Source organism: Pseudomonas rhizoryzae, from assembly GCF_005250615.1.
GTDB lineage: Bacteria > Pseudomonadota > Gammaproteobacteria > Pseudomonadales > Pseudomonadaceae > Chryseomonas > Chryseomonas rhizoryzae.
The window spans coordinates 135,509-155,661 of record NZ_SULM01000013.1 but is presented as its reverse complement, the minus strand read 5'-3'; the positions used below and the strand labels follow the sequence as shown (position 1 = coordinate 155,661).

The 20,153-nt window shown below is 65.4% G+C and carries 16 protein-coding genes, 1 tRNA gene and 2 pseudogenes; 11 read left to right on the top strand and 8 right to left on the bottom strand.

Annotated features, from left to right (window positions below):
* Positions 1 to 102: 102 nt before the first annotated feature.
* Entirely contained in the window at positions 103 to 1,005 is a 903-nt protein-coding gene (locus FAZ11_RS20735; RefSeq protein WP_058773013.1) for a LysR family transcriptional regulator, read from the bottom strand.
* A gap of 165 nt (positions 1,006 to 1,170) precedes the next feature.
* Between FAZ11_RS20735 and FAZ11_RS20730 the strand changes: the two genes are divergently transcribed.
* Positions 1,171 to 1,899: an SDR family oxidoreductase gene (locus tag FAZ11_RS20730; RefSeq protein WP_058773014.1), complete on the top strand. Its 729-nt coding sequence runs from the start codon at positions 1,171 to 1,173 to the stop codon at positions 1,897 to 1,899.
* 6 nt (positions 1,900 to 1,905) lie between these two features.
* Here the strand turns inward: FAZ11_RS20730 and FAZ11_RS20725 are convergent, their stop codons facing one another.
* Together FAZ11_RS20725 and FAZ11_RS20720 are read right to left on the bottom strand one after the other, a co-directional pair.
* On the bottom strand, positions 1,906 to 2,826 hold the full coding sequence (locus tag FAZ11_RS20725; RefSeq protein ID WP_058761314.1) for a LysR family transcriptional regulator: 921 nt from the start codon (positions 2,824 to 2,826) through the stop codon (positions 1,906 to 1,908).
* 62 nt (positions 2,827 to 2,888) lie between these two features.
* Complete coding sequence (locus tag FAZ11_RS20720; RefSeq protein WP_058773015.1) at positions 2,889 to 3,887, bottom strand: acyltransferase family protein; 999 nt, start codon at positions 3,885 to 3,887, stop codon at positions 2,889 to 2,891.
* A 466-nt stretch (positions 3,888 to 4,353) separates the two neighbouring features.
* On the opposite strand from FAZ11_RS20720, the gene aptA reads away from it, so the two are divergent.
* The 4 genes and pseudogenes from aptA (at position 4,354) to FAZ11_RS20700 (ending at position 8,974) form a co-directional block, all read left to right on the top strand.
* Positions 4,354 to 5,700 carry an omega-aminotransferase AptA gene (gene aptA / locus FAZ11_RS20715; RefSeq protein WP_058773016.1) on the top strand — a complete coding sequence of 449 codons (1,347 nt, stop codon included), beginning with the start codon at positions 4,354 to 4,356 and terminating at the stop codon, positions 5,698 to 5,700.
* Between the two features lie 57 nt (positions 5,701 to 5,757).
* Positions 5,758 to 7,251: a CoA-acylating methylmalonate-semialdehyde dehydrogenase gene (locus FAZ11_RS20710; RefSeq protein ID WP_058773017.1), complete on the top strand. Its 1,494-nt coding sequence runs from the start codon at positions 5,758 to 5,760 to the stop codon at positions 7,249 to 7,251.
* Between the two features lie 90 nt (positions 7,252 to 7,341).
* Positions 7,342 to 8,076, top strand: a complete 735-nt coding sequence (locus FAZ11_RS20705; protein WP_058773018.1) for a hypothetical protein — start codon at positions 7,342 to 7,344, stop codon at positions 8,074 to 8,076.
* Between the two features lie 63 nt (positions 8,077 to 8,139).
* Positions 8,140 to 8,974, top strand: a pseudogene (locus FAZ11_RS20700) (Gfo/Idh/MocA family protein).
* 5 nt (positions 8,975 to 8,979) lie between these two features.
* On the opposite strand, the gene FAZ11_RS20695 reads toward FAZ11_RS20700, so the two are convergent.
* The 5 genes from FAZ11_RS20695 to FAZ11_RS20675 form a co-directional block, all read right to left on the bottom strand.
* Entirely contained in the window at positions 8,980 to 9,525 is a 546-nt protein-coding gene (locus FAZ11_RS20695; RefSeq protein ID WP_058773019.1) for an invasion associated locus B family protein, read from the bottom strand.
* Positions 9,526 to 9,599: 74 nt separating this feature from the next.
* Positions 9,600 to 9,938, bottom strand: coding sequence for a zinc ribbon domain-containing protein YjdM (locus FAZ11_RS20690; protein WP_058773020.1), 339 nt, complete (start codon positions 9,936 to 9,938; stop codon positions 9,600 to 9,602).
* 68 nt (positions 9,939 to 10,006) lie between these two features.
* Positions 10,007 to 11,020, bottom strand: coding sequence for a sensor histidine kinase (locus FAZ11_RS20685; RefSeq protein WP_058761307.1), 1,014 nt, complete (start codon positions 11,018 to 11,020; stop codon positions 10,007 to 10,009).
* Between the two features lie 376 nt (positions 11,021 to 11,396).
* Positions 11,397 to 11,472, bottom strand: a tRNA-Asn gene (locus FAZ11_RS20680).
* A gap of 82 nt (positions 11,473 to 11,554) precedes the next feature.
* Entirely contained in the window at positions 11,555 to 12,757 is a 1,203-nt protein-coding gene (locus FAZ11_RS20675) for an amino acid aminotransferase (RefSeq protein WP_058773021.1), read from the bottom strand.
* Positions 12,758 to 13,004: 247 nt separating this feature from the next.
* Between FAZ11_RS20675 and uvrB the strand changes: the two genes are divergently transcribed.
* The 6 genes and pseudogenes from uvrB (at position 13,005) to cmk (ending at position 20,096) form a co-directional block, all read left to right on the top strand.
* On the top strand, positions 13,005 to 15,014 hold the full coding sequence (uvrB, locus tag FAZ11_RS20670) for an excinuclease ABC subunit UvrB (RefSeq protein ID WP_058773022.1): 2,010 nt from the start codon (positions 13,005 to 13,007) through the stop codon (positions 15,012 to 15,014).
* Positions 15,015 to 15,093: 79 nt separating this feature from the next.
* Positions 15,094 to 16,575, top strand: coding sequence for a glutamate--tRNA ligase (gltX, locus tag FAZ11_RS20665; RefSeq protein WP_058773023.1), 1,482 nt, complete (start codon positions 15,094 to 15,096; stop codon positions 16,573 to 16,575).
* A 59-nt stretch (positions 16,576 to 16,634) separates the two neighbouring features.
* Positions 16,635 to 17,246, top strand: a complete 612-nt coding sequence (locus tag FAZ11_RS20660) for a YitT family protein (RefSeq protein WP_058765960.1) — start codon at positions 16,635 to 16,637, stop codon at positions 17,244 to 17,246.
* Positions 17,247 to 17,360: 114 nt separating this feature from the next.
* A complete protein-coding gene (hisC, locus tag FAZ11_RS20655) occupies positions 17,361 to 18,473 on the top strand; it encodes a histidinol-phosphate transaminase (protein ID WP_058761302.1) in 1,113 nt (370 codons plus the stop codon).
* 13 nt (positions 18,474 to 18,486) lie between these two features.
* Positions 18,487 to 19,371: pseudogene (locus FAZ11_RS20650) on the top strand (prephenate dehydrogenase/arogenate dehydrogenase family protein); the annotation flags it as partial.
* 38 nt (positions 19,372 to 19,409) lie between these two features.
* Positions 19,410 to 20,096, top strand: coding sequence for a (d)CMP kinase (gene cmk, locus FAZ11_RS20645; RefSeq protein WP_058761300.1), 687 nt, complete (start codon positions 19,410 to 19,412; stop codon positions 20,094 to 20,096).
* The last annotated feature ends 57 nt before the right edge of the window (positions 20,097 to 20,153 follow it).

Genomic DNA, 20,153 nt, shown 5'->3' with positions numbered 1-20,153 from the left:
GGAAAAGGCTGCGCCGTTTTCCACCCTACGCCTGAGCTCAAGCGGTACGCCCCCTCTCCCTCGGGGAGAGGGCCGGGGAGAGGGCAGCCCCACCTCCCAACGCTATCCCCCGTTCGCCTCCCGATACCGCCGTACATGCTCCACCAGTGCCCGCAACTTGGGCGCCAGGTTGTGCCGGCTCGGATAGTAGAGATAGAACCCCGGAAAGGGCGGCAGATAATCCTCCAGCACCTGTTCCAGCTCGCCGCGCTGCAGATAGGGCCGGAAGGTGTCCTCCATGCCGAAGGTGATGCCACCGCCGGCCAGCGCCGTGCGGATCATCAGCAGCATGTCGTTGGTGGTGATCCGCGGTGATACCGCCACATCGAAGGCGCGGCCCGCTTCGCTGAACTCCCAGCGCCAGGGCGCCACCTCCGGTGACGGGCGCCAGCCGATGCAGCGGTGGTCCGCCAATTCGCGTGGATGGGCCGGACGCCCATGGCGGGCGAAATAGTCCGGCGTCGCCACCGCCACCTCGCGCTGCTCGCCGGTCACCGCAACGGCGATCATGTCCTGCTCGATCACCTCGCCCAGCCGTACCCCGGCGTCGAAGCCGCGGGCGACGATATCGAATTCCTCATCGGTAACGGTGATGTCCAGGGTCACCTCGGGATAGGCCTCGACGAATCCCGCCAGCAGCGGCCCGTCGAGAAAGCGCTCGGCGATGGAGGTCACCGCGACCCGCAACAGCCCCCGGGGTGGTCCGGCGTGGCTCGCCTCGTCCAGGGCGCCGAGCAGGCCAGACAGGGGGCCAGCCACCTGCCGATGCAGGCGTTCGCCAGCTTCGGTCAGGCGCACGCTGCGGGTGGTGCGCTGCACCAGGGAACTGCCCAATTCGTCTTCCAGCCGGCGGATGGCCTGGCTGACCGCGGAGCGGCTGACGCCCAGGCGATCGGCCGCCACGCGGAAGTTCTCGGCCGTGGCCACCACGACGAAGACCTTGAGTAGATTCAGATCGGTTGGCATTGGTAAGTCCAGCTAACCACGTCGGTCAGGAATGGGGGAGTTATCACGACAATGGGCGATGGCTAAGGTGGTGGCAACCCTTGACCGCTACCTCCCTGGTACCGGGGTGCAGGTAGCAGGCGGCTTACCGCTCAGGGGCTCCAAACCATCACAGAGGATTCCTGCATGGCTATCGACAAGGTCGTACTCATCACCGGCGCCTCCAGCGGCATAGGCGCGGGCATCGCCCGTGAACTGGGCGCGGCCGGCTGCAAGCTGCTGCTCGGCGCGCGCCGCCGCGAACGGCTGGAGGCCCTGGCGGCCGAGATCAACGCCGCGGGTGGCGAGGCCGCCTACCGCCAATTGGACGTCACCGATACCGCCGACGTTGCCGCCTTCGCCGAGGCGGCCCGCGAGCGCTGGGGGCGGGTGGACGTCATCGTCAACAACGCCGGGATCATGCCGCTGTCGCCCTTGGCGTCGCTCAAGACCGAGGAGTGGATGCAGATGGTCGACGTCAACATCAAGGGCGTGCTCAACGGTATCGCCGCAGTGCTGCCGGAATTCACCGCTCGCGGCGCCGGCCACGTCATCAACCTGGGCTCCATCGGCGCCCTGTCGGTGGTGCCCACCGCGGCGGTCTATTGCGCCACCAAGCACGCGGTGCGGGCGATCTCCGAAGGGCTGCGCCAGGAGCGCGACGATCTGCGCGTCACCTGCATCCACCCGGGCGTGGTGGAAAGCGAACTGGCCTCGACCATCAGCGATCCTGCGGCGCGGGCGATGATGGACAGCTACCGCGCCATCGCCCTGCAGCCCGATGCCATCGCCCGGGCGGTGCGCTATGCCATCGAGCAGCCGGATGATGTGGACGTCAACGAGATCGTCGTCCGCCCCACCCGCAGCGCCAACTAGACCAGCTCAGACCGTTTCCGCCAGGGCTTCGAGAAAGCGTTCCAGCACCAGATTCGGTCGCCGGCCCTTGCGGGTGACGGCGGCCAGGGTGGTGTCGAAGTGGAAACGCTCGGGATTCAAGGCGCGTAATTGGCCCTGCGCCACCCAGGGCTGGGCGACATGATCGGGCAGATAGCCGATATAGCAGCCCGTGAGGATGAGAAAAGCCACGCCTTCGCGATCCGAGGCACGCGCGGTGCAATTCAGCGCGGCATGACGTTCGTGGCCGTCCTGGTTGAGCAGGTGATTGGGCCCGACCGCGTCCTGGGCCGCCAGGACGCGCTCGTCCAGCGCTTCATCGGCCACCGCGAACAGCGGATGGGCGCGGCTGCAATAGAGCAAGGCGCGCTCCTCGTAGAGCGGCAGGTAGTCCAGGCCGGCCAGGGCATTGATCAGCGGCAGCACCCCCAGGTGCAGATGGCCGTCCAGCACGCCGGTCTCGATCTCGCCGGGCAGGGTCATGCCGATGTTCACCACCACCCCCGGCGCCGCGCGCTTGAGGGCGGCCAGGGCATGGGTGATGCGCATGCGCGGCTGGGTGACCAGGTTGTTGATGATGCCCAGATTCAGCTCGCCGCGCAGGTGCTGGTGCAACTGGTTGACCTCGCTGCGAAAGCCCTCCAGGGCGGCGAACAGCGACTGACTGGCCTTGAGCACCTCACGGCCTTCATCGGTCAGGGAAAAACCGGCGCGGCCACGTTGGCAGAGGCGCATGCCGAGGCGCTTCTCCAGATCGTTCATATGCAGGCTGATGGCCGAGCGGGTGATGCCCAGCCGGCCTTCGGCGGCGGTGAAGCTGCCGCATTCCACCACCGTCTTGAACAGCCGAAGCAGACGGATCTCGAAATCGCCGACTTGGGCGAGCAGGGCCTTGCGCGTCGTCTTCATGACTGCCACCGCAAATGCGCGTCAGCATAAGGCCCCGCCTGGATGGGCGCCAGCGACCGACCTCAGGCGCCGATCAGTACCCGGCTGCGCTGGCGGGCGAGTTGCTTGACCACCCAGACCGCGGCGATGCAGGCGAGCAAGGTGATCAGCGTCAGGCAGAGGCGGGTACCCAGGTACTGGGCGAAATTCTGCTCACCCAGCAGGCGCCCCAGTACCCGATAGGCGCCAGCCAGATAGCCGTGCAGGAAGTAGATGGCGAAGCTGTAGGCACCGAGCAGGGCCATCCCCTTCTTCAGGCGACCTTCGGTACGGCCTGGCGCCTCGATCTGCTGGCTGAACACGGCGAACAGCAGCAGACACAGCGTCAGTTTCTGCAGGCCGTAGAAGGCGCTGTCCAGCACCGCCGCGCCACTCAGCAGCAGTAGGGCGGCCAGCAACCAGTAGCGCGCCTGGGGCCGTTGCAGACGCTCGCGCTGCTCGCAGGCCAGCATGCCGCACAGGTAGATCGGCAGGAAATGCAGCGCCGCCAACAGCGGATCGGCATCGTTGGCCGGGCGCTCGGAAATCAGGAAATAGAGCAGGCCGACCAGGGTCGCGGCGGGTAGCAGGCCACGCTCAACCAGCCATTCGAGGGCTGGCGCCAATAGGAAGATCAGCGTCAGCGCCGGGATGAACCACAGCGGGCCTAGATGAGCGCCGGTGGCCAGCAGCAGACTGGTCTGGGCGAAGGGCGGCCAGTCATGGAAGGCATTCATGTCGATCCACTCGTGCTCCTGCTTGAGTCCGGAGACATAGAGCAGCACGGCGGGGATCGAGATCAGCAGATAGGGCAGGATGACGTTTTGCAGCTTCTTGCCCAGGTAGACCCGATAGCTGTACTTGCCGAGGTTATAGCGAAAGAAGAAGCCCGAGAGTGCGACGAAGATACAGGTGGTTTCCAGCGACAGCAGATTCAGGGCGAGCTGCTGGTGTTCGGTGGTCTGGTAGCTGCCCACGGTCATATGGTGGAACACGATGAGAACGGCCGCCAGGCCGCGGATCCAGTTGAGCTGAATCAGCATGGGGAGATTTCCTTGAGGAATAGGCTAGCCACGCGCTACGCCTCGAGAGAGGGGCACGGGCACGAACAGCGGATGGGATGGGCTACGCGGCAGAGACGGCGGACAGGCTACCGCGCCCGGCAGGACTACGCGCCGGGAAGAGAGGTGAGGCGAGGGGCCTCGGCGCCACGGGACTACAGCGGCGGGTGGTTAGCTTAAGACGTTTCAAGCAGGTGACTGATTTTCATTCATTTTTATTCTTTTCTGCATGTTTCCACGATGTGGCAGCAGACGTCTCGACCGCTCTCGCATGGGTGTTTTCCAAGAGGTGCACAGGCATGGAAAGAGGGAGCCACTGCTGCAGCCCACATAAGGACTTCACTCTTTTGTTGAGTTTTTTTGCCTGTAAGTGCAAGAAAAAAATCATTTAACTCACGCAAGACCTGGCGCACTCTGCGGATTCACTGTCCCCGCCCGAGCCCTCGTCATGAATCAGCCGCTGACCGTTACCCCACCCGTCGCTGCCCAGCTCAACCTGCGCGCCCACTGGATGCCCTTCACTGCCAATCGCGCTTTCCAGAAGGACCCGCGTATCGTAGTGGCCGCCGAGGGCAGTTGGCTGACGGACGACCAGGGCCGGCGCATCTATGACAGCCTCTCCGGCCTCTGGACCTGCGGCGCCGGTCACTCGCGCCGGGAGATCCAGGAGGCCGTGGCGCGCCAACTGGGCACCCTCGATTATTCGCCGGGCTTCCAGTACGGCCATCCGCTGTCCTTCCAACTGGCTGAGAAGATGGCCGAGCTGACGCCGGCCGGCCTCGATCACGTCTTCTTCACCGGTTCGGGCTCCGAGAGCGCCGACACCTCGGTCAAACTGGCCCGCGCCTACTGGCGCATCAAGGGCCAACCGGCCAAGACCAAGCTGATCGGCCGGGCCCGTGGCTACCACGGCGTCAACATCGCCGGCACCAGCCTGGGCGGCATCGGTGGCAACCGGAAGCTGTACGGCTCCTTCATGGACGTCGATCACTTGCCGCACACCCTGCAACCCGGCCTGGCCTTCACCAAGGGCATGGCCGAGACTGGTGGCGTCGAGCTGGCCAACGAGCTGCTCAAGCTGATCGAGCTGCATGACGCCTCCAACATCGCCGCCGTCATCGTCGAGCCCATGTCCGGTTCGGCCGGGGTGATCGTGCCGCCGGTGGGCTATCTGCAGCGCCTGCGTGAGATCTGCACCCAGCACGACATCCTGCTGATCTTCGACGAGGTCATCACCGCCTTCGGCCGCATGGGTCGCCACACCGGCGCCGAATTCTTCGGCGTGACGCCGGACCTCATGAACGTGGCCAAGCAGGTCACCAACGGCGCCGTACCCCTGGGCGCGGTGATCGCCAGCAGCGCCATCTACGACACCTTCATGAACCAGGCCACGCCCGAGCACATGGTCGAGTTCCCCCATGGCTACACCTATTCGGCGCACCCGGTCGCCTGCGCCGCGGGCCTGGCGGCGCTGGAACTGCTGGAGCGGGAAAACCTGGTGCAGCAGGCCGCCGAACTGGCGCCCAAGTTCGAAGCCTCGCTGCATGGCCTCAAGGGTGCCAAGCACGTGGTAGATATCCGTAACTGCGGCCTGGCCGGCGCTCTTCAGCTCGCCCCGCGCGATGGCGATGCGGTGATCCGTCCCTTCGAGGCCGGCATCGCCCTGTGGAAGGCCGGTTTCTATGTCCGCTTCGGCGGCGACACCCTGCAATTCGGGCCCACCTTCAACGCCAAGATCGAGGACCTGGATCGCGTCTTCGCCGCCGTCGGCGATGTCCTCAACCGCCTCGACTGATCCCCTTTCCGGCGCTCCCGCTGCGGAGCGCCCGCCTCTCGTACAAGGAGTCCCTTCATGAGCCTCAAGCATCTCATCGGCGGCCAACTGGTCGACGGTGGCAGCCGCCGCGCACCGGTCTACAACCCCTCCACCGGCGCGGTGATCCGCGAAGTGCCCCTGGCCGATGCCGCCACCCTGCAGCAGGCCATCGACGCCGCCCAGGCCGCCTATCCGGCCTGGCGCAACACCCCACCGGCCAAGCGTGCCCAGGTGCTGTTCCGCTTCAAGCAACTGCTGGAAAGCAACGAAGCGCGCCTGGTCCAGCTGATCAGCGAAGAACACGGCAAGACCCTGGAAGACGCCGCCGGTGAACTGCGCCGTGGCATCGAGAACGTCGAATACGCCACCGCCGCCCCCGAGCTGCTCAAGGGCGAATACAACCGCAACGCCGGCCCCAGCATCGACACCTGGTCCGACTTCCAGCCCCTGGGCGTGGTCGCCGGCATCACCCCGTTCAACTTCCCGGCCATGGTGCCGCTGTGGATGTATCCGTTGGCCATCGCCTGCGGCAACACCTTCATCTTGAAGCCCAGCGAGCGGGATCCCAGCTCCACCCTGGCCATCGCCCAGCTGTTCGAGGAAGCCGGCCTGCCCAAGGGCGTGCTCAACGTGGTGCATGGCGACAAGGAAGCCGTGGACGGCCTGCTCGACGCCCCCGAGGTCAAGGCGCTGAGCTTCGTCGGCTCCACCCCCATCGCCGAATACATCTATGCCCGCGGCACCGCCAAGGGCAAGCGCGTCCAGGCCCTGGGCGGGGCCAAGAACCATGCGGTGGTCATGCCCGACGCCGACCTCGGCAACACCGTCAATGCGCTGATGGGTGCCGCCTACGGCTCCTGCGGCGAACGCTGCATGGCCATCTCGGTGGCGGTCTGCGTCGGTGATCAGGTCGCCGATGCCCTGATCGCCCGGCTGGTGCCGGAGATCGAGAAGCTCAAGGTCGGCCCCGGCACCCAATGCGGTCTGGACATGGGCCCGCTGGTTACCAGTGCGCACCTGGACAAGGTCACCGGCTACGTCGCCGATGGCGTGGCCGCGGGCGCCAAGTTGGTGGTGGACGGTCGCAGCCTCAAGGTGGCCGATCATGCAGAAGGCTTCTTCCTCGGCGGCTGCCTGTTCGACCAGGTCACCCCGGAGATGCGCATCTACCAGGAAGAGATCTTCGGCCCGGTGCTCTGCGTGGTGCGGGTCAAGAGCCTGGACGAGGGCATCGCCCTGATCAATGCCCACGAATACGGCAACGGCACCTGCATCTTCACCCGCGACGGCGAAGCGGCCCGGCGGTTCGCCGATCAGATCGAAGTGGGCATGGTCGGCATCAACGTACCCCTGCCGGTACCGGTGGCCTACCACAGCTTCGGCGGCTGGAAACGCTCGCTGTTCGGCGATCTCCACGCCTACGGCCCGGACGGCGTACGCTTCTACACCCGCCGCAAGACCATCACTCAACGCTGGCCGCAACGCGAGGCCCAAGAGGCCTCGCAGTTCGCTTTCCCTAGCAACGGCTGACCGCCGAAAAGCCCATTCCTTGGCCTGCCGCACAGCAGGCCGGCCAAGGAAGGCCTTACCCTTCGGCTGCCCTCAGCTGCCGAAGCCCCCATGCCTGCCTCTACCTTCACAGCCGTCGCCCGTCTCGGGTGTGTGATTGGCCTCGTCGTGAGCCTGACTGGTTGCTCCAGCCAGACTGCCCAGGACATTGCCCAGCAATTCGGCAAGACCAAGCCCAGCGAATTCCTGCAGACCAGCTCCGACCGCCTGGCCACCCTCGCCATGCAGGCCAATCTGCAGAGCCTCTATCTGCTGATGAACAAGCTCTACCTGCGCAATCCGGCCGAGTGGAAAAAGACCGGTCTGCCGGATGCCGCCAGTGCCGAACGTGAGATCCGCACGGCCATCGAGCAGCGCCGCAGCCTGCCGGCCCTGGGCGGACGCAAGGACGTGGCGGCCCTGAGCTTCGTCCTGGGTGACGACTACCACGGCGACCGGGTCGGCGCCTTCATCTATGCCATCGGCAGCATGATGATCGCCGCCCATGGCAATCGCACCGAGTTCTATATCACCGACGTGGTCGATGCGCGCTTCGTCAACAACGCCGCGCGCAACATCGAGAAGGCCACCTGGCTGCTCGGCCAACGCAAGAATGCCGCGGGCGAGCCCTTGCTGTTCGCCAATGAGATTTCGGAGGAGGGCAGCAACCTCAGCTTCGCCACCGAGTTCGGCAAGATCGTCGCCCGCCTGGATCTGCTCGCCCAGTTGCTCGACGAGCGCTACCGGCGCATCGGCGTCAACTACGCCCAGAGCCTGCTGTTCATCAACTTCCTGCCGGTGCAGTAACGCGTTCGGTAGCGTGCGCCTTAGAGTCGATGGACCTCGATAACCACAACAAGGGGTTCTCTCATGGTCGCGGCCCTGCGCATCGCCCTCATCGGTGCCGGCAACATGGAGCGCCAGCATCTGCACCATCTGCAGCACGTCTCCAGTGCCCAGCTGTGCGCCCTAGCCGATCCCGATCCGACGGCGGCCGAGTTGGCCGCGCAGTGGGCGGTACCGTCCTTCCGCGATCATCGCCAACTACTCGACAGGGTGCGACCCGAGGCGGTGATCGTCGCTAATCCCAATGCCCTGCATGTCGCCACCGCCCTGGATTGCCTGGCGTTGGGCATCCCCGTGCTGCTGCAGAAACCGATAGGGACCACGCCGGAGGAGGTGGCCCGACTGCTGGCAGCGCAACGCGCCACTCGGGTGCCCGTGCTGGTCGGCCACCACCGTCGCCACAAACGCCCTGCGCTGCTATGCCAATGCCGACAGCGCGGTGATCAATCTGCAATTCGACAATGGTGCCCTGGGCAGCCTCACCGCCAGCGACGGCGCCGCGGCGCCCTGGAGCTGGGAGCTCACCAGTGGCGAGAATCCGGTCTATCCGCGCCAGTCCGACCAGCCCTGCTATCTGTTCGCCGGTACCGAAGGCGCCCTGAGCGTGCCGCAGTTGCGCCTCTGGCGCTATGCCGAACCGGGCACCGGTTGGCATCAGCCCTTGGCGTCGCAGAGCCAGGTGCCGGCCACAGATGAAGCCTTGCGCCGGCAACTGGAGCACTTCGTGCGCGTCGCGCGGGGGGAAGAGGCGCCGCTGGTGAGCGCCGAGGATGCGGCTCGCACCCTGGCGTTGGTGGCGGCCGTCGAGCGCGCCGCGGCAAGCGGCACCGCTCAGCAGCCGGACATGCCTTTGGACTGACCGCTTTACAACGGCTTGGTCAGTTCCTTGGCGCGGTCGTAGGCCTTGGAGAAGCCCTTGAGCGACAGACTTTCGCTGGCGGTCTCGCCATTGGCGACCGGGGTGGTCACGGTCAGGCGGCTGCCACGCTGCAGCTGCTTGAAGGCCTCGCCGACGAATTCCACCGGCACCACGCAGCCCTGGGGGATGCAGGTCTGGAAGGGACGACTCTCCGGGCTGCGCTTGTCGACCTGCAGCGAGATCGGCTTGGTCACGGCCACACCGAAGGGCAGGACGAGAATACCGTCCACCCCGTCGCGATTGGGCCGCAGCTCGGTGACCAGCATGCGCTGGCCCTTAGGGCTGTCCTTTTGCTGGGTGATGGAGCACAGCTGCACGGAGCGCTCCGCGGTACGGGCGATGTGGCAGACCATCTGCCAGTCACCGTACTTTTCCGAAACCGAAGGCTGCGGCGGCTGCTGCTGGGCCGGCGGTGCCGACTGGGCGAAGGCCTGGCCGGCGAGCAGCAGCGGCGCGAGAAACAGGGCCGGGCGGAGAAACCGTCGAGACATGAAAGATCCTTGGCGAGGCAATAGAGGCCCAAGGGTAGGGCATAGCTCCGCCAGCGAACACCCCGCCGTGACGATCAGACCTTCTTGACGAACTCCGACTTGAGCTTCATCGCGCCGATGCCGTCGATCTTGCAATCGATATCGTGGTCGCCATCGACCAGGCGGATGTTCTTCACCTTGGTACCAACCTTGACCACCAGCGACGAGCCCTTGACCTTGAGATCCTTGATCACGCTGACCGTATCGCCGTCCTGCAGGGTGTTGCCCACGGCATCGCGGATCACCTTGGCTTCGTCGGCGGCACCGGCCTCACCCGGCGTCCACTCATGGGCGCACTCCGGGCAGATCAACTGGGCGCCGTCCGCGTAGGTGTATTCGGAAGCGCAGTGGGGGCAGGGCGGCAGAGCGGTCATGATCGGGCACCTAGGCGGAAAAGCCGCGCAGTATATAGGGTTTTTATTCCCGATAGGATGTGCCCGAGTCAGGCCGCGAATTCGACCTCGATCACGGTGCCCTGGTCACCGCTGAACAGCGCCTCGCCCCCCAGTTGCTCGGCCAGGCTATTGATGATCTTGAAGCCCAGACGCTGGCTGGTGCGCGGATTGAAGTGCCGCGGCATGCCACGACCGTTGTCGGCAATGCGCAGCAGCAGACGCTGGGCATCGACCCGTTCCAGGCTGATGCTGATCAGGCCACGCTGATCGCCATCGAAGGCGTGCTTGAGCGAGTTGGTCACCACCTCCGCCACCAGCATCGACAGGGTGGTCAGGCGCGGCAGATCGAAGTTCACCGGTTCGGCGCTGATGGTGCAGGACACGTTGCTCAGCCCCGTGGCGGCCAGCAGATCGCTGGTCAGCAGGTGCAGGTGGTGGGCCACGGGCTGATCGGCGTCGGCCGGATCGTGCAGACGGCGATGGATGCGCGAGATGCTTTCCAGGCGCGAGCGGGCTTCCTCCAGCGCTCGCGAGGCTTCGCTATCGCCCGGCAGCTTGAGTTGCTGCAGCATCAGCAGCGAGGCGATGAACTGGATATTGTTGGCGACCCGATGCTGCAGCTCCTGGAACATCGTCGTCTGCTGTTGGTAGAGGCCGTGGATCACCTCTTGCTCGGCCCGCAGGCGAGCACTCGCCGTGTGCATGTAGTGGATCAGCACGATGTCCACGCTGACGATGAACACATAGAGGAGCATTGCCAGCATGCCCTGGCCATTGATCACGAATGACCACTGCGGCGGAATAAAGAAATACCAGGCTGCGAGTCCCGAGAGGATGGCGCAGAGAATGCCGGCGCCGGTCCCGCAAAAGAAGGTGGTGAGGATGACCGCAGGAAAGAAGGTCAGGTAGGGAAAGCCCTGGGAGAGGAAGTCGTCCAGGGCGAAGCGCGCCAGCAGGGCCAGGATGAACGCCAGCATGGCAAGGCCATAGGCGAGCTTTTGCCGAGCCCTGATGGCGCTGCTGACGTCGTTGATCCAATGACGGCTGGACGATGGATTCAAGGCTCTGACCTGCGAGGTAGACAACGGCGGCGGAAGCTTAATGCAAAGCCGCCTCGCTTGGGCGGATTGCAGCCTCAGTGGTGACTTTGCCGGTTTCGACGGCACCTTTGATGCAGGGCCCCGGCGGCGGTCACCTCAGCAGCGAGTTTCTAGCAGAGGCGTTGTGAAAATCCTGTATAGGTGGGAGTCTGGTCTAGCCTGGGTACCCAGGGTGTGGAGGTCATTGCTCGTGGATCGAGCGGCTTGCTCTCCGCAGAGCTCCTGCTCACCGCCAAGGTTCGCCGCCGCGCGGGTTATCGACCCTTTAGCCGGAAGCCATTGCCGACCCATGCAAAAAAGCCCGTAGCGGTTACCCGCTACGGGCTTTTTCAGACTTTGGCTCCGCGACCTGGACTCGAACCAGGGACCCAATGATTAACAGTCATTTGCTCTACCGACTGAGCTATCGCGGAACAACGGGGCGTATCTTACTGATAGATAACGGGAAGTCAAGCCTTGGCGGCACCGAAAAAGCGTGCCGCCGAACGCATCGCCTTAACCCTTCAATACCGCAGCGATGGCCTGGATGGTCGACGGCAGATTGCGCTCGTTCAGCGCGGCCACGCAGATGCGACCAGTGCTGACCGCATAGATACCGAAGTCGGTCTTCAGGCGTTCGACCTGCTCGGCGGTGAGGCCGGAATAGGAGAACATGCCGCGCTGGGCGTTGACGAAGGCGAAGTCGCGAGGAGCGCCGGCGGCAGCCAGGCCTTCCACCAGGGCATTACGCATGGTGCGGATGCGCTGGCGCATTTCGCCCAGCTCGGTTTCCCACAGGGCGCGCAGCTCGGGGCTGCCCAGTACCGTGGCGACGATGGTGGCGCCATGGGTCGGCGGGTTGGAATAATTGGTGCGGATCACCCGCTTGACCTGCGACAGCACCCGCGCGCTTTCCTCGCGGCTCTCGCTGACCAGGGTCAGGGCGCCCACGCGCTCGCCGTACAGCGAGAACGACTTGGAGAAGGAGCTGGAGACCAGGAAGGTCAGGCCGGAATCGGCGAACAGCCGTACGGCCTGGGCGTCTTCCTCGATGCCGTCGCCAAAGCCCTGGTAGGCGATGTCGAGGAAGGGCACCAGGTTGCGGGTCTTGACCACCTCCAGCACGGCCTGCCAGTCGGCCGGCTGCAGGTCCACCCCGGTGGGGTTGTGGCAGCAGGCGTGCAGCACCACCACCGAGCGCTCCGGCAGCGCCTCGAGGTCGGCCAGGAAGCCTTCGCGATTCAGGCCATGGCTGGCGGCGTCATAGTAGCGGTAGGTCTGCACGGGAAAGCCGGCACCCTCGAACAGGGCGCGGTGGTTTTCCCAGCTCGGATCGCTGATGGCGACCACGGCGTCGGGCAGCAGGCGCTTGAGAAAATCGGCACCGATCTTCAGGGCACCGGTGCCGCCCACGGCCTGCACGGTGATGGCACGGCCATCGCGCACCAGGCTCGACTCGGCGCCGAACAGCAGGTGCTGCACGGCCTGGTCGTAGGCGGCGATGCCTTCGATGGGCAGATAGCCACGCGGTGCCTGGGCCGCCACGCGTTGCTTTTCGGCCTCGGCCACGGCGCGCAACAGCGGAATGCGGCCCTGCTCGTCGTAGTAGACCCCCACGCCCAGATTGACCTTGTGCGGACGGGCATCGGCGTTGTAGGCCTCGTTAAGGCCAAGGATGGGGTCGCGGGGTGCCATTTCGACGGCGGAGAACAAACTCATGGGGCAGGGGCTCGAATGAGGGGTGAAGGGAAGGGCGGAATGCTAAGAGTCAGGGAGTATAGCCCCCTGCAGACGTCATCGCGACCCGACCTCAGTCGAGTGTTCCTGACGTATGGTGGCGATGGCGCATTGCAAAAGGGCGCTTGCGGCCTCACTTAAAGCGCTCCAGCATTTTCCTCGTCCACACCGCCCTGATCGTGCGTCAGCGCGGTGGCGTCCGTGCATTTTTCGTGCTCTTGAGGCAGCCATGTCCGCATTCCAACTCTCCACCCGCTACACCCCGGCCGGCGACCAGCCCGAAGCCATTCGCCAGATGGTGGAAGGCCTGGAAGCGGGCCTGTCGCACCAGACCCTGCTCGGCGTGACCGGCTCGGGCAAGACCTTCAGCATCGCCAACGTCATCGCCCAGGTACAGCGTCCGACCATGGTGCTGGCGCCGAACAAGACCCTGGCCGCCCAGCTCTATGGCGAGTTCAAGGCGTTCTTCCCGAACAACTCGGTGGAGTATTTCGTCTCCTATTACGACTACTACCAGCCGGAAGCCTATGTGCCGTCTTCGGATACCTTCATCGAGAAGGACTCGTCCATCAACGACCACATCGAACAGATGCGGCTGTCCGCCACCAAGGCCCTGCTGGAGCGCAAGGACGCCATCATCGTCGCCTCGGTGTCTTCCATCTACGGCCTGGGCAGTCCCGAGGCCTATCTGAAGATGGTCCTGCACCTGGATCGTGGCGATCGAATCGACCAGCGCACCATCCTGCGCCGGCTGGCCGAGCTGCAATACAGTCGCAACGACATGGAATTCGCCCGGGCCACCTTCCGCGTACGCGGCGACGTCATCGACATCTTCCCGGCGGAATCCGACCTGGAAGCGGTACGCGTCGAACTCTTCGACGACGAGGTGGAAAGCCTGTCGGCCTTCGATCCCCTCACCGGCGAGGTGATCCGCAAGCTGCCGCGCTTCACCTTCTATCCCAAGACCCACTACGCCACGCCGCGCGAGACCCTGCTGGGCGCCATCGAGAACATCAAGCTGGAGCTGGCCGACCGGCTGGAATGGTTGCGCAGCCAGAATCGCCTGCTCGAAGCCCAGCGCCTGGAGCAGCGCACCCGCTTCGACCTGGAGATGATCCTCGAGCTGGGTTATTGCAACGGCATCGAGAACTACAGCCGTTACCTCTCCGGTCGCGGTCCGGGTGAGCCGCCGCCGACTCTCTACGACTACCTGCCGAGCAACGCCCTGCTGGTGATCGACGAATCCCACGTCACCGTTCCGCAGATCGGCGCCATGTTCAAGGGCGACCGTTCGCGCAAGGAAACCCTGGTGGAATACGGCTTCCGCCTACCCTCGGCGCTGGACAACCGGCCGCTCAAGTTCGAGGAGTGGGAAGCCGGGGCGCCCCAGACCATCTTCGTTTCGGCCACCCCGGGGCCCTACGAGGAAGAGCACGCCGGGCGCGTCATCGAACAGGTGGTGCGCCCCACCGGCCTGGTCGACCCCATCATCGAGATCCGCCCGGCCACCACCCAGGTGGACGACCTGCTCTCCGAAATCCGCCTGCGCGTGGCCCAGGAGGAGCGGGTGCTCTGCACCACCCTGACCAAGCGCATGGCCGAGGACCTCACCGATTACCTCGCCGACCACGACGTGCGGGTGCGCTATCTGCACTCGGACATCGACACCGTGGAGCGAGTGGAAATCATCCGCGACCTACGTTTGGGTACCTTCGACGTCCTGGTGGGCATCAACCTCTTGCGTGAGGGCTTGGACATGCCCGAGGTGTCCCTGGTCGCCGTGCTCGACGCCGACAAGGAAGGCTTCCTGCGTTCCGAGCGCTCGCTGATCCAGACCATCGGCCGGGCGGCGCGTAACCTCAATGGCAAGGCCATTCTCTACGCCGACAGCATCACCGGCTCCATGCAGCGCGCCATCGACGAGACCGAGCGCCGCCGCAACAAGCAGCTGGCCTTCAATGAAGAGCACGGCATCGTGCCCCAGGGCATCAAGAAGGACATCCGCGACATCATGGAAGGCGCCGCGGCCCCGGGTGCCAAGGGCAAGCGTCGAGCAGCCAAGGTGGCCGAAGAGCAGGGCGAGTACGCCGCCGAACTCCGCTCGCCCAGCGAGATCGGCAAGCGTATCCGCCAACTCGAAGAGAAGATGCTGCAACTGGCGCGCGACCTGCAATTCGAGTCCGCCGCCCAGCTACGGGACGAGATCCAGGCCCTGCGCGAGCGCCTGGTCCAGGTCTAAGCCTGCTCCAACTGGCAGCGCCAGGGCTGGCGCTGCTACCATTCCGCCTTTGCAGCCTCCCGTGTCTTCAGGAAAGCCGATGACCACCGTTCGCACGCGCATCGCGCCGTCGCCCACTGGCGACCCGCATGTCGGTACCGCCTATATCGCCCTGTTCAACCTCTGCTTCGCCCGCCAGCACGGCGGTCAGTTCATCCTGCGCATCGAGGATACCGACCAGGTCCGCTCGACCCGCGAATCCGAACAGCAGATCTACGACGCCCTGCGCTGGCTGGGCATCGAGTGGGACGAGGGCCCGGACGTCGGTGGTCCCCACGGTCCCTATCGGCAGAGCGAGCGCGGCGAGATCTACTGGCAGTACGCGCGCGAACTGGTGCAGAAGGGCCATGCCTTCTACTGCTTCGCCACGCCCGAAGAACTCGACCAGATGCGCGCCGAACAGCAGGCGCGGGGCGAGACCCCGCGCTACGACGGTCGCGGCCTGCGCCTCAGCCCGGAAGAAGTGCAGCAGCGCCTGGACGCCGGCCAGCCCTACGTCATCCGCATGAAGGTGCCGGAGGAGGGCGTCTGCGTCGTGCCCGATCTTCTGCGCGGTGACGTCGAGATCCCCTGGGATCGCATGGACATGCAGGTGCTGATGAAGGCCGATGGCCTGCCCACCTACTTCCTGGCCAACGTGGTCGACGACCACCTGATGGGCATCACCCACGTCCTGCGCGGCGAAGAGTGGCTGCCCTCGGCACCCAAGCTGATAAAGCTCTACGAATACTTCGGCTGGGAACAACCCAAGCTGTGCTACATGCCGCTGCTGCGCAACCCGGACAAGAGCAAGCTCTCCAAGCGCAAGAATCCCACCTCGGTGACCTTCTACCAGCGCATGGGCTACCTGCCCGAAGCCATGCTCAACTACCTCGGCCGCATGGGCTGGTCCATGCCCGACGAGCGCGAGAAGTTCACCCTGGCCGAGATGATCGAGCATTTCGACCTCCAGCGCGTGTCCCTCGGTGGCCCCATCTTCGACGTCGAAAAGCTCTCCTGGCTCAACGGCCAGTGGCTGCGCGAGCTGAGCCCCGAGCGCTTCGCCGCCGAGGTGCAGCAGTGGGCGCTCAATCCCGAGTACCTGCTCAAGATCGCGCCCCTGGTCCAGCAGCGCGTCGAGACCTTCAGCCAGATCGCCCCGCTGGCCGGCTTCTTCTTCAGCGGTGCCCTGAATCTGGACCCCGCGCTGTTCCAACACAAGAAGCTCTCCGCCGACCAGGTTCGGCTGGTGATGCAACTGTTGCTGTGGAAGCTCGAAGCCCTGCGCACCTGGGACAAGGAACGCATCACCGCGGTGATCCAGACCGTCGCCGAGCACCAGCAGCTCAAGCTGCGGGATGTCATGCCGCTGCTGTTCGCCGCCATCACCGGCCAGGCTAGCTCGGTCTCGGTGCTGGATGCGATGGAAATCCTCGGCCCGGACCTCACCCGCTTCCGCCTGCGCCAGGCGGTGGAGCTGCTGGGTGCACCGTCCAAGAAGGAAACCAAGGAGTGGGAAAAGCTGCTGGCCGAACTCGGCTGACGCTCTCCCGGCCGACCCCGCGCCGGGGTCGTGCCTTTTCCCCATGCCAGGATGGCCGTATGACTTCCGCTTCTCCGCAACGCCATACCCTGCTGGAAGACGTCCAGGCGCTCCTCAGCGCGACGCTGATGATCGCCCTGGCGATCAACCTCTATCGTCACGCCGAGTTGCTCACCGGCGGCACGGCGGGCCTTGCGTTTCTCGCCCAGTACGGCACCCGGCTGTCCTTCGGCCAGGCTTTCTTCCTCATCAATCTGCCGTTCTACTGGCTGGCGGTGAAGCGCCTGGGTTGGGCTTTCACCCTGCGGACCCTCGCCGCGGTCACCCTGGTCTCGCTGTTCACCGAGCTGACGCCCAGGCTGGTGACCTTCCAGGCCTTGCAGCCGCTCTATGCCGCGGTGATCGGTGGCGTGTTGATGGGCGTCGGCCTGCTGATCCTGTTTCGCCACCGGGCCAGCCTGGGCGGCATCAACATCGCCGTGCTCTACCTGCAGGATCGCTACGGCTGGCGCGCCGGCAAGATCCAGATGGGCATCGATTGCCTGATCGTCCTGCTGGCGCTGTTCGTCGTGGAGCCAGGCGCGATCCTGACCTCCATTCTTGGCGCCGTCATCCTCAATCTGACCCTGGCGATCAACCATCGCCCCGGTCGCTACAGCGCCATCAGCTAGGGGCTTTCCGTCGCGCCAGCGCAACTTCGATTGGTCCGCGACCCGCCTTGGCTTTAAGATGGCGCCCATTTTCGGCGGCCGCGGCCGTCGTCATCGCAAGTTGAAGAGGTCTCCATGAGCTGCGATTTCCTGGCACAAGCCCTTCCCGGCGTACAGAAACTCTCGCCCTACGTGCCCGGCAAGCCCGTCGATGAACTGGCCCGCGAGTTGGGCATCGCGCCCGCCAGCATCGTCAAGCTCGCCAGCAACGAGAATCCCCTCGGCCCCAGTGCCAAGGCGCTCGAGGCCATCCGCGCCGAGCTGGCCGAGCTGACCCGCTATCCCGACGGCAACGCCTTCGACCTCAAGCAGGCCCTCAGCCAGCGTTTCGGCGTGGCCCCCAGCGGCATCACCCTGGGCAATGGTTCCAACGACATCCTCGAACTGGTCGCCCGTGCCTATCTGGCACCCGGCTACAACGCCGTGTTCAGCGAGCATGCCTTCGCCGTCTATCCGCTGGTGACCCTGGCCATCGGCGCCGAGGGACGTAGCGTGCCGGCCAAGGACTATGGTCACGATCTCGAGGCCATGCTCGCCGCCATCGATGCCGAGACCCGAGTGGTCTTCGTCGCCAACCCCAACAATCCCACCGGCACCTGGTTCGACAGCGAGGCCCTGGCACGCTTCCTCGCCCGCGTCCCCGAGCACGTCCTGGTGGTGCTGGACGAGGCCTACATCGAATACGCCGAAGGCGATGAGCTGCCGGATGGCCTGGCCTTCCTCGCGCAGTACCCGAACCTGATCGTCTCGCGGACCTTCTCCAAGGCCTACGGCTTGGCCGCCCTGCGGGTCGGCTACGCCTTCTCCTCGCCGACCGTGGCCGACGTCCTCAATCGCGTACGCCAGCCGTTCAACGTCAACAGCCTAGCCCAGGCCGCCGCCTGCGCCGCCCTGGCCGACAGCGACTACCTGGCCCGCAGTCGCGCCTTGAACGATGCCGGCATGGCCCAATTGGAAGCCGGCTTCCGCGAGCTGGACCTCAAATGGATTCCCTCGCGCGGCAATTTCATCGCCGTCGACCTGGGCCGTGACGCCGCGCCGATCAACCTGGGCCTGCTGCAAGAGGGTGTCATCGTGCGCCCCGTCGCCGGCTATGGCATGCCCACCTTCCTGCGCGTCTCCATTGGCACCGAAGCGGAAAACGCCCGGTTCCTGGCAGCGCTGACCAAGGTGCTGGCTCGTGGCTGAAGTGGCCACTCCGCTGATCGAACGCCTCGTCGTCGTCGGCCTGGGCCTGATTGGCGGCTCCTTCGCCAAGGGCGCGCGTGCCAGTGGTCTCTGTCGTGAAGTGGTGGGGATCGATCGCGATCCCGAGACCCGGCGCCTGGCCGTCGAACTGGGCGTGGTCGACCGCTGCGTCGCCGAGCTGGCCGAGGCCTGTCCGGGCGCCGACGTCATCCAGCTCGCCGTGCCCATCCTGGCCATGGAACGGGTGCTCGCCGAGCTGGCGGCGCTGCCGCTGGGTGCGGCCATCCTCACCGATGTCGGCAGTGCCAAGGGCAACGTGGTGCGCGCCGCCCGCCAGGCCTTCGCCGGCCAGGCGCTCCATTTCGTGCCGGGTCATCCCATCGCCGGTTCCGAGCGCAGTGGCGTCACGGCGGCCAACGCGGCCTTGTTCAATCGCCATAAAGTCATCCTCACTCCGCTGGAGGAGACCTTGGCGGCCGATCTGGACAAGGTCGACCGGCTCTGGCGCGCCATCGGCGCCGACGTCGAGCACATGACCGTCGAGCACCATGACCAGGTCCTCGCCGCCACCAGCCATCTGCCGCACCTGTTGGCGTTTAATCTGGTGGACTCGTTGGCCAAGCGCAGCGAGAACCGCGAGATATTCCACTACGCCGCTGGCGGCTTCCGCGACTTCACCCGTATCGCCGGCAGCGATCCAACCATGTGGCACGACATCTTCATCGCCAACCGCGAAGCCGTGCTGCAGGCCCTGGATACCTATCGCGCCGATCTCGACGAGCTGCGTGGCGCCATCCAGGCCGGCGATGGTCAGTTCCTCATGGAGGTGCTGACCCATGCGCGCGGTGCGCGCGAATATTTCGGGCGTATCCTCGCCAGCCGTACCCAGGCCGGCGCCCAAGTCGCCGCCAATCAATCCCTTACGGAGGGGCACTCATGAGCAGTACCGCACCCGTCATCACCCTCGATGGCCCCGGCGGTTCGGGGAAGGGCACCCTCGCGGCGCTGGTCGCCCGTCAGCTCGGCTGGAATCTGCTGGATTCTGGTGCGCTCTATCGCCTGCTGGCCTTCGCCGCCCGCAACCATGGGGTCGACTACACCAACGAGGAATCGCTCAAGCTGCTGGCCGCCCATCTGGACGTCCAGTTCCTCGCCGGTCATGAACACGGCCAGCGCATCATCCTCGAAGGCGAAGACGTCACCGACGTCATCCGCACCGAGGAAGTCGGTGCCGGCGCCTCCCAGGTCGCCACCCTGCCGGTCGTACGCGACGCCCTGTTGCAGCGCCAGCAGGCCTTCCGCGAAGCCCCCGGCCTGGTGGCCGACGGTCGCGACATGGGCACCGTGGTGTTTCCGGACGCCGAGCTGAAGATCTTTCTGACCGCCGGTGCCGAGGAAAGGGCGCAGAGACGCTATCTTCAGTTGAAGCAGAAGGGCGAAAATGTTAGCTTGCCTGCCCTCCTGGAAGAGATCCGTGAGCGGGACGCCCGCGATAGTCAGCGTAGCGTCGCTCCGCTCAAGCCCGCCGACGATGCCGTCGTGCTGGATTCCACGCATCTCTCCATACAACAGGTATTGGAACGCATCCTGACCTTGGCCGCCGAGCGCGACCTGGCGGGATGAAGGCCGAGACTCATCCGAGTCGTCGGTGAAAGCTGCCGGGAACCAGTCGCATCCCGG

Excerpts from the sequence above, each read along its gene's own strand:
- FAZ11_RS20720 (WP_058773015.1), bottom strand. The coding sequence starts at position 3,887 with ATGCTGATTCAGCTCAACTGGATCCGCGGCCTGGCGGCCGTTCTCATC.
- aptA (WP_058773016.1), top strand. The coding sequence starts at position 4,354 with ATGAATCAGCCGCTGACCGTTACCCCACCCGTCGCTGCCCAGCTCAAC.
- gltX (WP_058773023.1), top strand. The coding sequence starts at position 15,094 with ATGACCACCGTTCGCACGCGCATCGCGCCGTCGCCCACTGGCGACCCG.
- FAZ11_RS20660 (WP_058765960.1), top strand. The coding sequence starts at position 16,635 with ATGACTTCCGCTTCTCCGCAACGCCATACCCTGCTGGAAGACGTCCAG.
- FAZ11_RS20735 (WP_058773013.1), bottom strand. The coding sequence starts at position 1,005 with ATGCCAACCGATCTGAATCTACTCAAGGTCTTCGTCGTGGTGGCCACG.
- FAZ11_RS20695 (WP_058773019.1), bottom strand. The coding sequence starts at position 9,525 with ATGTCTCGACGGTTTCTCCGCCCGGCCCTGTTTCTCGCGCCGCTGCTG.
- hisC (WP_058761302.1), top strand. The coding sequence starts at position 17,361 with ATGAGCTGCGATTTCCTGGCACAAGCCCTTCCCGGCGTACAGAAACTC.
- uvrB (WP_058773022.1), top strand. The coding sequence starts at position 13,005 with ATGTCCGCATTCCAACTCTCCACCCGCTACACCCCGGCCGGCGACCAG.
- FAZ11_RS20690 (WP_058773020.1), bottom strand. The coding sequence starts at position 9,938 with ATGACCGCTCTGCCGCCCTGCCCCCACTGCGCTTCCGAATACACCTAC.
- FAZ11_RS20675 (WP_058773021.1), bottom strand. The coding sequence starts at position 12,757 with ATGAGTTTGTTCTCCGCCGTCGAAATGGCACCCCGCGACCCCATCCTT.
- FAZ11_RS20705 (WP_058773018.1), top strand. The coding sequence starts at position 7,342 with ATGCCTGCCTCTACCTTCACAGCCGTCGCCCGTCTCGGGTGTGTGATT.
- FAZ11_RS20730 (WP_058773014.1), top strand. The coding sequence starts at position 1,171 with ATGGCTATCGACAAGGTCGTACTCATCACCGGCGCCTCCAGCGGCATA.
- cmk (WP_058761300.1), top strand. The coding sequence starts at position 19,410 with ATGAGCAGTACCGCACCCGTCATCACCCTCGATGGCCCCGGCGGTTCG.
- FAZ11_RS20725 (WP_058761314.1), bottom strand. The coding sequence starts at position 2,826 with ATGAAGACGACGCGCAAGGCCCTGCTCGCCCAAGTCGGCGATTTCGAG.
- FAZ11_RS20710 (WP_058773017.1), top strand. The coding sequence starts at position 5,758 with ATGAGCCTCAAGCATCTCATCGGCGGCCAACTGGTCGACGGTGGCAGC.